Source organism: Flavobacterium anhuiense, assembly GCF_050990855.1.
GTDB classification, from domain to species: Bacteria; Bacteroidota; Bacteroidia; order Flavobacteriales; family Flavobacteriaceae; genus Flavobacterium; species Flavobacterium anhuiense_C.
Map to the genome: position 1 here is coordinate 903,178 of NZ_CP158861.1, position 12,564 is coordinate 915,741.

Here is a 12,564-nt window from a genome sequence, read left to right on the forward strand (position 1 = left end):
GTCTCTCGCAGATTATGCAGATTGAGCAGATTTATTTATTAAAACATAAATAATCTTTTAGTCTGTGGCTAAAAAATTTGCGCAATTTGTGTAATTTGTGGCTAAAAAAAGTTTCCCGCTCCCGATCGCTATCGGGATGCAGATTGAGCAGATTTTAATTTAAAAAAATCCTTAAAATCTTTTTAATCTGTGGCTAAAAAAAATTACCGTAAATTCGTGAAATTACTTCTCCAAATTTCAAAATAATTTATCTCATTAGCTATCACAAATTAAAAATTCGTGAATTGCTGCGCCTCTTCGCTATCGCTCGAGTCATGGCTAAAAAACTTGAAACAAAGAAAACCTAAAACTTGAAACAAAAACATCATGTTACATAAAACTAAAATACCAAACTTAAAAGTAATCGCCTTTGATGCCGACGACACTTTGTTTGTAAACGAACCTTACTTTCAAGAAACCGAACATAAATTTTGCGCTTTGATGGAAGATTACCTTTCGCATCAAGGTATTTCGCAGGAATTATTTAAAATCGAAATTGCCAATCTGCCTTTGTACGGTTACGGAATTAAAGGTTACATTCTTTCGATGATTGAAGCTGCGATGAACATTTCAAACAATACCATCCCTGTTGAAGTGATCGAAAAAATCATTCAATACGGAAAAGAACTGCTTGAAAAACCAATCGAACTTCTGGACGGAATCGAAGAAACGCTTGAAGCTTTAAAAGGAAAATACAAATTGGTTGTTGCTACAAAAGGCGATTTAAAAGACCAGCACAGCAAATTGCATCGTTCTGGTTTAGGACATTATTTTCACCACATCGAAGTAATGTCAGACAAACAAGAAATAGATTATCAAAAATTACTTGGCCGTTTAGATATTCAAGCGCATGAATTTTTGATGATCGGAAACTCATTAAAATCAGATGTTCTTCCCGTTTTAGGAATTGGCGGTTATGCCGTTCACATTCCGTTTCACACGACTTGGGAACACGAAAAAATTAATCATACTATCGAACACGAACATTTTAGTTCTTTTGAAACTATTGCAGAGGTTGTTCCGAATTTATTATAATGAAAACACTTTTAGATCTAGAAAATTGGAATAGAAAAGAGCATTTTGCCCATTTTAAACAAATGGAAGAACCTTTTTTTGGTATCACAGTAGAAATCGACTGCACCAAAGCGTATCAAACGACAAAAAGCTTGAATGCTTCTTTTTTCATTTTCTATTTGCATAAAACTTTGGTAGCAGTGAATGCTATTGAAAATTTTAGATATCGAATTTCAGAAAACCAGATTTACATTAACGATCGCGTTGATGCATCGGCAACGATTGGCCGTGAAGATGGCACTTTTGGGTTTTCTTTAATCGAATATCATCCCGATTTTAAAACATTTGAACAAATTGCATTAACTGAAATTGAACGCATTCAAAACACAGCCGGACTTTTCACCAGATCTTTTGATGATGATAATCTGATTCATTTCTCGGCAATTCCGTGGTTGAATTTTAGTTCCATAACCCATGCGCGCAGTTTCACCTATCCGGACAGCTGTCCGAAAATTTCTTTTGGAAAAATGATGGTTTCTGAAACTGGAAAAAGAACCATGTCAATGGCAGTTTATGTACATCATGGTTTAATGGATGGCATGCATGTTGGTCAGTTTGTAGATTTTTTTCAAGAGCTTATGAATCAATAAATAAACGGAATAATTTTTGCGCCCTAAAACACATGAAACAGATTTTTCTTTTTTTGTTTTTAATTCCTAATACTGTTTTGTTAAGTCAAACAGTACTAAATTCTTATACAATTGATTTAAAAAACAAAATGACACAGTCACAAATTATGACTGGAGAAAATACGGTTACCCATGATGTCTTTGTTTTTGCTGCCAGCGCAGATAGCCTCTCGATATTAAAATACAACAGCGCTATATTTTTAAGAGAGAAATTTGTAACCAACCGCCAGTATACAGAAAACAAATCTTTGATGGGCTATAGTTTCAGCGAAGACGGAAATCCTACTTTATACTGGTTTTCGCGAGAAGAAAAAGCAATCATTCTAATTAAATATTATCTCGAAAATAAAACTTCAAAAGCGCTCAAATTTCAGATTCCGCTCGACGACAAATCAATTGTAACGACTTATCAGAAAGACAACAATTTTTATTTGTTGATGAAAGAAAAGACAAAGGAGGCATTAACGGTTTTTATCTTTAAAAATGGAATGGCTCAAGAAAAGTTTCTCGACTTTAGCTCTTTCAAATTTATAGATCGAAAAACCCAACCTAAAACATTCAGTCAGATTTTGAATGAAAATCCGATTGAGAAAATGGATTCTGGCGAATACAATCCGTTGTATAAGGTTACATCCAAGAGCAAACTCTACACGCTTCCGAACCGTTTGATTCTAACTTTGGATCAAAGCTTTAGAAAAACACAACTTTTTGATATTGATTTAGAAAGCCTGGAAGTAAAAGAAAAGACATTTATGAAACCTGTTGGAGCCAAAAATCCAAAAACGTCTAATTCCTTTTACCACGAAAACAAATTGTATCAAATCAATGTAAACGCCGACGAACTTTTATTTGACATTAAAAATTATGAATCTGGCGATTTGATAAAAAATTTTATTGTTTCAAAAAATGACACGATTCGCTTTGCCAATTCGCCTTTACTGATGCAGATTGAAGATCGCGAGCCTCGAAAATTAAAGAATACAGCAAAATTTTTAAAAACTTTATCGTCTCTCGATGCTGGACTTTCTGTTTATAAAAACAGTCAAAATCTTTTTATAACTTTAGGAGGAACGGGCAGCGATTTAAAATCCATCTCTATGAACGGTTTTAATTTTAGCGATCCTTTTGGAGATTTTCCTTCAAACAATTATTACAATATTGAAACCAATTATTCTGTCTTTTTAGAAAGCATCTGGACAAAAAAATTAGAATTAACAAAAGAAATACACGAACCTTTTGCAAGCGATAAAGTATTTTTCTTTTTAGATTCCCATAAAGAAGCCGTTCTTAACAATACCCTTAAACTAAATAACTATATACTTCTAAGTTATTATGATATTGTTGCAAAGGAGCTTGTATTACGAAAATTCACTGATGGATTCAACTAACAAACTCGCTACAAATAACTTACCCTAAAAACTTTAAATCTATTTTCATTTTGGTTTCTTTTTTTGCTCTTTAGATTTTAAAAAAAATGATCTTATTTTAATACTTTTCTGTCTTTTAAAGAAAGTTTTTACTTACACTTTTTTGTTGTTTTGGGCAAAATTTAAAATTGAAAAACAATGAAAAAAATTGTAATGACTCTTGCATTTGCCCTAGCGTTAACTGGAGTACATGCGCAAACAGAAAACAGTAACGGATACAACAAATGGTCTATAGATTTAGGCGCAGGTTTTAATAAGCCACAACGCCCTTTTAGTGATGGATATTCTACAAACACAATAAGTCCTTGGACTGGTGATTTAGGTGTTCGTTATATGTTAAACAATAAATTTGGTTTGAAAGTCGATTTTGGATACAATAGTTTTACTTCAAAAGGAAACACCATCGATTTTGATTCAAAATACTATAGAATAGATCTGCAAGCTGTTGCCAATTTAGGTCGAATCATGAATTTTGAAACGTGGACAAATACTATTGGTTTATTAGGACATGCGGGGTTTGGTTATGCTCAATTACGAAATGATAATTTTAAGGGAGCAGATGAAATAGGCAACTTTATTGCTGGTGTAACGGGACAAATTAAATTATCGAACAGAGTGGCTTTAACCGGTGACTTTTCTACTATTTTAAATGCATCTCAAGACCGCACTTTTGACGGAGCATACGTTTCTGACAATAGAGGTTTTTCCGGATTGGTTTTTAATGGAACTGTTGGTTTAAACGTTTATTTAGGCAAAAACACAAAACATGCAGACTGGACAGTAATTTCTAACGAAACTAATGACATTTCATTCTTAGAGAATAAAGTTTCAGATCTTGAAGCTCAAATCAAGAAAATTCCAGCACAAAAAGAAGTTGTTATTGAAAAACAAATTAGTAATGCACAGCCAACTGATAATGATTTGATCAAAAAAATGATTAATGACAAATATTATAGCGTGTATTTTGATTTTAATAAAACGACGCCAATAGAAAACTCAACAGCGGCAATTGATGTAGTTTTAAATTACTTAAGAAAAAATCCTTCTGCTTCTCTTGATCTTATCGGTTATGCCGACCAAGTTGGTAAAGCAGCTTATAACGAAAAACTATCTAATACCAGAGCAGAAAACGTAAAAACGATTTTTGAAAAAGCAGGAATCGATTCTTCCCGTTTAAATGTTATCGCGAATGGTGCCGACACCTCAATCCAAAAAGATTCTGACGAAGCTAGAAGATTAGCAAGAAGAGTTACCTTTATTGTAAAATAGTTTCTTTACTATTTAATTCAAAAGCCCTTAAATAAATTTAAGGGCTTTTCTTATTATCCAAATTAGGCCGATAGTAATATGTAATAAAAATTGGAATAAAATTTGATTAAAATTCATTTATGAAAAAACGGCTACTACTTTCGCTCTTGCTTTGTCAAACAGTTCTGTTTGCTCAAACAGTCTTAAATTCTTTGCCATTACATCTAAATAATTTAGCAAAAACTCAAATTTTTAACCTTGAAGACGAAAAAACCAAAGACATTTATGCTTTTGCTTGGGACGACCAAAACATAAATATTCTGAAATACAATAAGTCTTTATTTCTAGCCAATCAGTTTACAGATTACATAAAAATGGAAGCAAATCGGAATTTAATCGGCGCGACTGTTAATACAGATCAAAAACCTACGCTATATTGGATTTCTGGAAACAATAAAAATGTTCTCATTACGACTTACGATCTAGATTATAAAACATCCAAATCCTTAAATTTTGATTTTCCTAAAAATCACGATCATATTATAAACACTTTTCAAGAGCATAACGTCTTTTATATTCTTGCCAAAGAGAAAGAATTTGAGCATCTTCTACTTTACAGGTTTGAAAATAAAAAATGTGAAATTAAAATGCTTGATTTTTCTCCGTTCACATTTAAAAACAAACAGAATGTAACTATTTCTTTCAATGCCCTTATCCAATACTTTCCCATAAAAAAAATGGAATCGGATAGTTTTAATCCTATTGACCTTGCATCACAAATCAGCAAATGCTATGTGGTAGATGACCATCTTATTTTGACATTTGATGATCGTGTAGAACGAACATTGGTTTTTGAGGTTGATCTGAAAACTGGCACCATGAAAGACAGAATTTTTAATCATCCGGTTTCCAAAAGTCCTTTACGAACTGCTAATTCATTTTATAACGATAATAAACTATTTCAAGTTGCAGCCAATAAAGATGAGCTGCTATTTGAAGTAAAAGATTTTGACTATAAAACGACTATTAAAAAGTTTTCTTTTTCAAAAAATGATAGCATTCCGTTTAAAAGCTCGCCTTTCTTTGTTCAGACAAACAACAAGAAACCTCAACAATTAAAAACGACCGCAAAATTTCTTAAAGATTTGGACGGACTTACTGCTGGTATTTCTATACTTAAAAACAAAAAAAATACTTTTATCACTTTTAGTGGTTTTGGAGAATCTCTAGATTACTATTTCAGATCTGACTCTCCCGAAGAGTTTGGCGTTCGAGAATATTATTCGGTAAGCAAAATGGTCTTTTTTGATGCGATGCTAAATGAAAATTTCGATTTTGCAAGCGATAAACAATCAGAACCATTGGCAATTGACAACGTGTTTTACTTTTTGCGTGCCAATAAAAAAATAACCTTATACGATGTTTTAAAATTAAAGAATGACCGTATTTTAAGTTATTACGACGACGCTTCCAAGCAATTCTTCATGAGAAAATTTACAGATGGTTTTATGATCGAACAAAATAGAAATTCGATTATAAACAAATCGACATTCTCAAATCCTGCCACTTTTGGAAAAATCAATTCCCATTAGTTAGATCCACAATTAATCTATAAAGTCTGATGATTCCAAGCTTTTGAGAAAATGAAATGAATAATTTTTCTTAATTTTACAAAAAAGACACTTATTATGTTAGCACAAAATATTGAATCAGCTTTAAACAAGCAAATCCGCATAGAAGCAGAATCTTCGCAAACGTATCTATCTATGGCTTGTTGGGCTGAAGTACAAGGATTGGAGGGAATCGCTCAATTTATGTACACACAGTCAGATGAAGAGCGTGCACATATGCTTAAATTGGTTAAGTATGTAAACGAACGCGGAGGACACGCTCAGGTAACAGATTTAAAAGCACCTAAAACAACCTATTCTACATTCAAAGAAATGTTTGAAGAGCTTTATAAACACGAACTTTTTGTATCGAAATCAATCAACGAATTGGTGCATATTACTTTTGAGGAAAGAGATTATGCTACACACAATTTCTTGCAATGGTATGTTTCGGAACAAATCGAAGAAGAAGCTACAGCAAAATCTATCTTAGATAAAATTAACTTAATTGGTGATGATAAAGGCGGACTTTATTTGTTTGACCGTGATATTCAACAATTAACAGTTACAAGTTCAATCGCAATCAATCCAAAATAAAAAAGTTAAAAGTTTATTTAGAATACTTAAAAATAACTTTTTTGATTTATATTTGTCTCTGTTTTTATAATACAGAGGAAAATTGGGCAAGAAAGAAAAAGACAAGGACAAGAAAAAGGATAAAAAAGACAAAAAAAATAAAGTCATCCTTGAGAAAATTAAGAAGATTGAAAATTGCAAATCTTCTTGCTGTGAAAAATATAAGAAAAGTGAAAAGAAACGCTGCTCACGCTGTCCTATGTTTGATTTATTCAAAAAAACGGCTTAACAAGATATAGAAAAACCCATCAGATTTCCCTGGTGGGTTTTTTAGTTTTAAATTGCAGTCCACTTTTGATTTTAATTTCCATGATGAAAAACGATATTATAATTCCCAAATCAAGTCTTGACTTTTTGCTCGAGCTAAAAGAAAACAATAACAAACCATGGTTTGAAGCCAATAAGCCACAATATTTAAAAGAACTTAATCATATTGAAAATTTTGCTGGCGCTTTATTAAAAGAACTTTCCAAAACGGATGTATTAGAAAACACTTCGGGCAAAAAAAGCGTTTACAGAATCTATCGCGATATCCGTTTTTCTAAAGACAAAACACCTTTTAAACATTATTGGGGCGGAAGTTACACACGTGCAACAGCTGCAAGACGTGGCGGTTATTATTTTCATCTGGAAAAAGGAAACACTTTCTTCGCAGGCGGTTTTTGGGGACCAAATGCGACAGATTTAAAACGGATAAGAACCGAATTTGCACAAGATCCCGAAACCTTTCAGAAAATACTGAATTCAAAATCTTTTAAAAGTAATTTTGGAACATTGCAAGGCGAACAGCTTAAAACAAAACCAAAAGCGTTTGAGGTAGACCATCCTGCTATCGATTTGCTTCGTTACAAACAATTTTTGGTTATAAAGCGTTTTACTGATAAAGAAGTACTGAGTCCGCAATTTTTAGAACTGGCTTTGGATGCATTCAAAAACATGAGACCATTTTTTGATTACATGAGTGAAGTGCTTACTACAGATGCTAATGGGGTTTCAATCTTATAAAAACCATTTTCGATAAAATAGTAAAACCCGACAGGTTTTAAAAATCTGTCGGGTTTCTGTTGAGATTAGCTCTGTCAAAGTTTAAAACTATGACAGAGCTTCTACATTATTTACTCAACAATAAAATTTCATTTACCACAACTTCGGTTATATAGCGTTTTTCGCCGTTTTTATCGTCGTAGCTTCGGTGTGTCAGTTTTCCTTCAACGGCGATTTCTTTTCCTTTCACGACATATTTCTCAATTAGTTCTGCTGTTTTTCCCCAGGCCGTTACTCGGTGCCATTCTGTTTGTTCTACTCTTTCTCCTTTCTCATTTTTGTAATAGTCATTTGTCGCAATTGTAATGTGCGCTAGCTTTCTGCCGTTTTCTAATGTTTTAACTTCTGGATCGTTTCCTACATTCCCAATTAACTGTACTCTGTTTTTCATGGCGTATATTATTTTAGTGTTATATATTAAATTGAATTGTTCATCAAATTCAACAGGGCAAAGATGCGAAACCCTAGCGCCGACAGTCGGTTATTAACTGTTTACTATCGACTGTAACTATTTGTAAGCGTTTGTAAATGGAAATTGTTTTTTGTATATTTGAGATAAATCTTACGATATGCAGGCAAAAATTAAAAAAGTTGAGTTAAGAAATCTTGAAATTGAAGATTACAAACAATTAAAAAAATCAATGATTGAATCGTATCCAGAAATGGCCGATTCGTATTGGGGATCTGATGATATAGAAAGACTTCTTTCTATTTTCCCAGAAGGACAACTCGTGATTTTGGTTGACGGAAAAGTTGTTGGTTCTGCCCTATCTCTTATTGTTGACGAAAAATTAGTAGAAAAAAGACATAATTATCAGCAGATTAGTGGCGACTACACTTTCTCTACTCATAATCCAAATGCAGAAATTTTATACGGAATAGATGTTTTTATCCATCCAAATTATCGAGGTCTTCGTTTAGGACGCCGATTATATGATGCAAGAAAAGAACTTTGCGAGCAATTGAATCTAAAAGCAATTGTTTTTGCAGGGAGAATTCCGAATTATCGAGAACATGCTAAAAAGATGTCTCCAAAAGCGTATATCGAAAAAGTTCGCACCAAAGAATTGTATGATCCTGTTCTTTCTTTTCAATTAAGCAATGATTTTCATGTTTTGAGAATCATCAAAAATTATTTGGAAGGAGACGAAGAATCAAAAGAATTTGCAGTTTTACTGGAGTGGAATAATATTTATTATGAAGAAAGTCCGAAACTGATTAACCTTAAAAAAGAAATCATTCGTTTGGGATTAATCCAATGGCAAATGCGTCCGCTGAATAATGTTGAAGCGCTTTTTGAACAAGCCGAATTTTTTATCGACGCCGTTTCGGGTTACGGTTCTGATTTTGCTTTGTTCCCAGAATTATTCACCGCGCCTTTAATGGCCGATTATAATCATTTGTCTGAAGCAGAAGCCATTCGTGAATTGGCACGCCACACAGATCCAATTCGTAAACGTTTTCAAGAATTTGCTATTTCGTACAATATCAATATTATCACTGGAAGTATGCCTTATGTAGAAAGTGGTAATCTTTATAATGTTGGTTTTTTATGCAAAAGAGACGGAACTTCAGAAATGTATACCAAAATTCATATCACACCAAATGAAGTGATTCATTGGGGAATGAAAGGCGGATCGCAGTTTAAAACTTTTGATACCGATTGTGGTAAAATCGGAATTTTAATCTGCTATGATGTGGAGTTTCCAGAACTTTCGAGACTTTTGGCAGATGAAGGAATGGATATTTTGTTTGTACCGTTTTTGACTGATACGCAAAACGGATATACTCGTGTAAAACATTGTTCGCAAGCACGCGCGATCGAAAATGAGTGTTATGTAGCCATAGCAGGTTGCGTTGGAAATCTTCCGAAAGTAAATAATATGGACATCCAATATGCGCAGTCTTCCGTATTTACGCCATCAGATTTTGCTTTTCCAAGTAACGGAATCAAAGCTGAAGCCACGCCAAATACAGAAATGACTTTGATTGTTGATGTTGATTTGAATTTATTGAAGGAACTACACGAACATGGAAGTGTAAAAACCTTAAAAGACCGAAGATCTGATCTTTACGAAATTAAAAAATTGAATTCATGAAAACATGCCTCGAATGCTCCGCCAAAATTTTCGGTCGCGAAGACAAGAAATTCTGTTCCGATAGTTGCCGAAATGCGTACAATAACAAAATAAATAAAGATAGTACGAATTTCATGCGAAATATAAACAACAAGTTACGTAAAAATTACCGTATTTTGGCAGAGTTAAATGTAGAAGGAAAATCCAAAGCTTCTCGAGATAAATTATTGACAAAAGGTTTTGATTTTGAGTTCTTTACAAACATTTTACAAACCAAGACAGGAAACACATATTATTTCCTTTACGATCAAGGCTATCGTTCCTTGGACAATGATTATTTTATGCTTGTTAAAAAAGAAATATAGTTAGTATTTATTTACCATGAGAAAAAACCCCACCTCAATTCTAGCCATAGTCTGCGTTTTAGCTTTACTTGGCATTATATATGCCACGATGATGCCGCAAGGAATCTCGAAAGACGACGAAGCCCTTGCTGAATTTTCGACCGAAAGAGCCTTAAACCAGGTCGAAATTATTGCGCAAAAACCGCACTATGTTGGATCGACAAATCACGAGCTTGTTGCTAACTACTTAAAATTAGAATTAAACAGAATCGGATTAGAAACGAGTGTTCAGGAAGGTTTTACTCTAAATGATAAAGGTCTTTTGGTGAAGTCAAAAAATATTTTGGCTCGAATTAAAGGAACAAACAATACAAAAGCACTTTTACTTCTTTCACATTATGACAGCGCTCCCCACTCTTTTTCAAAAGGGGCAAGTGACGACGCTTCTGGTGTCGCTACAATTTTAGAAGGCATACGCGCCTTTTTATATTCTAAACATCCTCAAAAAAACGATATTATCATTTTATTCTCTGATGCAGAAGAATTAGGATTAAACGGTGCCGCTTTATTCGTAAACAAACACCCTTGGGCAAAAGACGTAGGTTTGGTTTTAAACTTTGAAGCTCGAGGAACTTCTGGACCAAGCTACATGCTAATGGAAACCAATAAAGGAAACGAAGCCTTGATTAAAGAATTTACCAAAGCTAAACCTTCACACCCGGTTTCAAACTCGTTGATGTATAGCATTTACAAAATGCTTCCTAACGATACCGATTTAACCGTTTTTAGAGAGCAAGGAAATATTCAGGGATTCAATTTTGCTTTTATCGATGGTCACTTCAACTATCATACACAACAAGACGATGTTCAGCATCTAAACAAAACTACATTAGCACATCAAGGCACTTACATTATGCCTTTGCTAAAATACTTCTCCAATATTGATTTAAACCAAACCGAGTCTACAGCAGACGATGTTTATTTCAATGCTCCTTTTACTTTCATAAGTTATCCCTTTACTTGGGTTATGCCAATGACATTGATTGCTCTTGGTTTATTGGTTATTTTCATTTTTGTTGGAAAAGTAAAAAGAATCATCACTTTCACAGAAATTTTCAAAGGATTTGTTCCGTTGCTAGGATCGATAATAGTTGCCGGATTGGTGACCTTTTTAGGATGGAAATTGGTTCTTGAAATTTATCCGCAGTATTCTGATCTCTTAAACGGATTTACGTATAACGGACATGCTTATATTGGCGCTTTCGTTACTTTGAGTATCGCAATCTGTTTTGCTTTTTATCATCATTTTTCTGAAGCCAAAACTACGATGAACCATTTCGTGGCGCCTTTGCTGCTTTGGATTATCATTAATGCATTTTTGGCCAATAGCCTAACTGGTGCAGGTTTCTTAATCATTCCCGTTTATTTCGGAATCTTATTGTTCGGAATCTTTGTTTTCACACAACATTATAGTTTAGGAATGAATTTGATATTCTCCATTCCTGCCCTAGCAATTGTTGCGCCTTTTATTGTGATGTTCCCAATTGGTTTAGGACTTAAAATATTATACGGAAGTGCTGTTCTAACTGTATTGCTATTCGGATTGTTATTGCCAATATTTGGCGCTTTCGCTAAGAAAGGAGCTTGGATTGTGGTTTTCTTCCTTACTTCTATTGGATTTTTCATTTACGCAGGATACAATTCTGGTTATGAATACGGAAAAGCCAAATCAAACAGTTTACTTTATGTTTATAATGCCGATAACAATTCTGCCGTTTGGACTACTTATGACACTAATTTAGACGAATGGACTAAATCTTATTTAGGCGAAAGCAATCAAAAAGCAGTTGGACTAAATACGCTTCCGCTAACGAGCAAATACAATACAACATTTACCTACAGTGCCATTGCTCCAGTTGTTGAAGTTCCGAAACCGACCATTCAGTTTCTAAGAGACAGTGTAATTGGAAATAATAGATATCTAAAAATCAAAATTTCTCCAAATAGAAAAGTAAACCGCTACGATATTTATGCAAATCCGAAAATGACGTTTTTCAACTTTAAAGCAAACGGAGTGGCAACTTCTGGCGAAAAAGGAAATCGTCTGCAAAGAGAAGACACTAAAATTTTATGCTATTATGTTGTAGGCAACGAACCGCTTGAAATGGAGTTCTACATCAATAAATCTTCTGTTTTTGATATGGATTTAATCGAAAGTTCGTTCGATTTAATGAGTAATCCGTTGTTGAATGTTAAGCCAAGAAACGATTGGATGATGCCAACACCATTTGTCTTGAACGACGCCGTTTTAATTCAGCAGAAAATCAAAAGATACGTACCGCCAGTAAAACCTATTGAACCAGTTGTGCCTATTGATAGTTTGGCTGTTTCAAAAGACAGTTTGAAACCAGTACCAGTTGCAAAACCAGAATAAG

General features: G+C 33.7%; 12 protein-coding genes. 11 read left to right on the top strand and 1 reads right to left on the bottom strand.

The window, feature by feature from the left end:
• Positions 1 to 366: 366 nt before the first annotated feature.
• From ABTV69_RS04145 to ABTV69_RS04180, 8 genes are all read left to right on the top strand, one after another.
• Positions 367 to 1,074, top strand: coding sequence for an HAD family hydrolase (locus ABTV69_RS04145; RefSeq protein ID WP_144216688.1), 708 nt, complete (start codon positions 367 to 369; stop codon positions 1,072 to 1,074).
• Positions 1,074 to 1,703 (top strand): CatA-like O-acetyltransferase, encoded by a 630-nt coding sequence (locus ABTV69_RS04150; protein WP_433834415.1) that lies wholly within the window; start codon positions 1,074 to 1,076, stop codon positions 1,701 to 1,703. Before ABTV69_RS04145 ends, ABTV69_RS04150 begins: the two co-directional genes overlap by 1 nt.
• Positions 1,704 to 1,831: 128 nt before the next feature.
• On the top strand, positions 1,832 to 3,130 hold the full coding sequence (locus ABTV69_RS04155) for a hypothetical protein (RefSeq protein ID WP_433834416.1): 1,299 nt from the start codon (positions 1,832 to 1,834) through the stop codon (positions 3,128 to 3,130).
• 177 nt (positions 3,131 to 3,307) lie between these two features.
• The gene (locus ABTV69_RS04160; protein WP_433834417.1) at positions 3,308 to 4,438 is read left to right on the top strand and encodes an OmpA family protein; all 1,131 of its coding nucleotides are present in this window, start codon (positions 3,308 to 3,310) and stop codon (positions 4,436 to 4,438) included.
• A 191-nt stretch (positions 4,439 to 4,629) separates the two neighbouring features.
• Positions 4,630 to 6,009: a hypothetical protein gene (locus tag ABTV69_RS04165; protein ID WP_433834418.1), complete on the top strand. Its 1,380-nt coding sequence runs from the start codon at positions 4,630 to 4,632 to the stop codon at positions 6,007 to 6,009.
• Between the two features lie 96 nt (positions 6,010 to 6,105).
• A complete protein-coding gene (locus ABTV69_RS04170; protein WP_433834419.1) occupies positions 6,106 to 6,624 on the top strand; it encodes a ferritin in 519 nt (172 codons plus the stop codon).
• Between the two features lie 82 nt (positions 6,625 to 6,706).
• The gene (locus ABTV69_RS04175) at positions 6,707 to 6,892 is read left to right on the top strand and encodes a hypothetical protein (protein ID WP_144216676.1); all 186 of its coding nucleotides are present in this window, start codon (positions 6,707 to 6,709) and stop codon (positions 6,890 to 6,892) included.
• Positions 6,893 to 6,975: 83 nt separating this feature from the next.
• The gene (locus tag ABTV69_RS04180) at positions 6,976 to 7,668 is read left to right on the top strand and encodes a DUF2461 domain-containing protein (RefSeq protein WP_433836669.1); all 693 of its coding nucleotides are present in this window, start codon (positions 6,976 to 6,978) and stop codon (positions 7,666 to 7,668) included.
• Positions 7,669 to 7,774: 106 nt separating this feature from the next.
• Here the strand turns inward: ABTV69_RS04180 and ABTV69_RS04185 are convergent, their stop codons facing one another.
• Complete coding sequence (locus ABTV69_RS04185) at positions 7,775 to 8,098, bottom strand: single-stranded DNA-binding protein (protein ID WP_433834420.1); 324 nt, start codon at positions 8,096 to 8,098, stop codon at positions 7,775 to 7,777.
• 178 nt (positions 8,099 to 8,276) lie between these two features.
• Here ABTV69_RS04185 and ABTV69_RS04190 point away from each other — a divergent pair, with 178 nt between their 5' ends.
• Genes ABTV69_RS04190 through ABTV69_RS04200 form a run of 3 tightly spaced genes read left to right on the top strand, consistent with a single transcriptional unit; the run spans position 8,277 to position 12,563 of the window.
• Positions 8,277 to 9,806 (top strand): GNAT family N-acetyltransferase, encoded by a 1,530-nt coding sequence (locus ABTV69_RS04190; protein ID WP_433834421.1) that lies wholly within the window; start codon positions 8,277 to 8,279, stop codon positions 9,804 to 9,806.
• On the top strand, positions 9,803 to 10,150 hold the full coding sequence (locus ABTV69_RS04195) for a hypothetical protein (protein ID WP_306153792.1): 348 nt from the start codon (positions 9,803 to 9,805) through the stop codon (positions 10,148 to 10,150). Before ABTV69_RS04190 ends, ABTV69_RS04195 begins: the two co-directional genes overlap by 4 nt.
• A gap of 16 nt (positions 10,151 to 10,166) precedes the next feature.
• Positions 10,167 to 12,563 carry a M28 family peptidase gene (locus ABTV69_RS04200; RefSeq protein WP_433834422.1) on the top strand — a complete coding sequence of 799 codons (2,397 nt, stop codon included), beginning with the start codon at positions 10,167 to 10,169 and terminating at the stop codon, positions 12,561 to 12,563.
• Position 12,564: the final 1 nt, after the last annotated feature.

What these genes read in the sequence shown, in the direction of transcription:
- ABTV69_RS04145 (WP_144216688.1), top strand. Translation starts at nt 367, where the DNA reads ATGTTACATAAAACTAAAATACCAAACTTAAAAGTAATCGCCTTTGAT.
- ABTV69_RS04185 (WP_433834420.1), bottom strand. Translation starts at nt 8,098, where the DNA reads ATGAAAAACAGAGTACAGTTAATTGGGAATGTAGGAAACGATCCAGAA.
- ABTV69_RS04155 (WP_433834416.1), top strand. Translation starts at nt 1,832, where the DNA reads ATGACACAGTCACAAATTATGACTGGAGAAAATACGGTTACCCATGAT.
- ABTV69_RS04150 (WP_433834415.1), top strand. Translation starts at nt 1,074, where the DNA reads ATGAAAACACTTTTAGATCTAGAAAATTGGAATAGAAAAGAGCATTTT.
- ABTV69_RS04180 (WP_433836669.1), top strand. Translation starts at nt 6,976, where the DNA reads ATGAAAAACGATATTATAATTCCCAAATCAAGTCTTGACTTTTTGCTC.
- ABTV69_RS04190 (WP_433834421.1), top strand. Translation starts at nt 8,277, where the DNA reads ATGCAGGCAAAAATTAAAAAAGTTGAGTTAAGAAATCTTGAAATTGAA.
- ABTV69_RS04170 (WP_433834419.1), top strand. Translation starts at nt 6,106, where the DNA reads ATGTTAGCACAAAATATTGAATCAGCTTTAAACAAGCAAATCCGCATA.
- ABTV69_RS04200 (WP_433834422.1), top strand. Translation starts at nt 10,167, where the DNA reads ATGAGAAAAAACCCCACCTCAATTCTAGCCATAGTCTGCGTTTTAGCT.
- ABTV69_RS04195 (WP_306153792.1), top strand. Translation starts at nt 9,803, where the DNA reads ATGAAAACATGCCTCGAATGCTCCGCCAAAATTTTCGGTCGCGAAGAC.
- ABTV69_RS04160 (WP_433834417.1), top strand. Translation starts at nt 3,308, where the DNA reads ATGAAAAAAATTGTAATGACTCTTGCATTTGCCCTAGCGTTAACTGGA.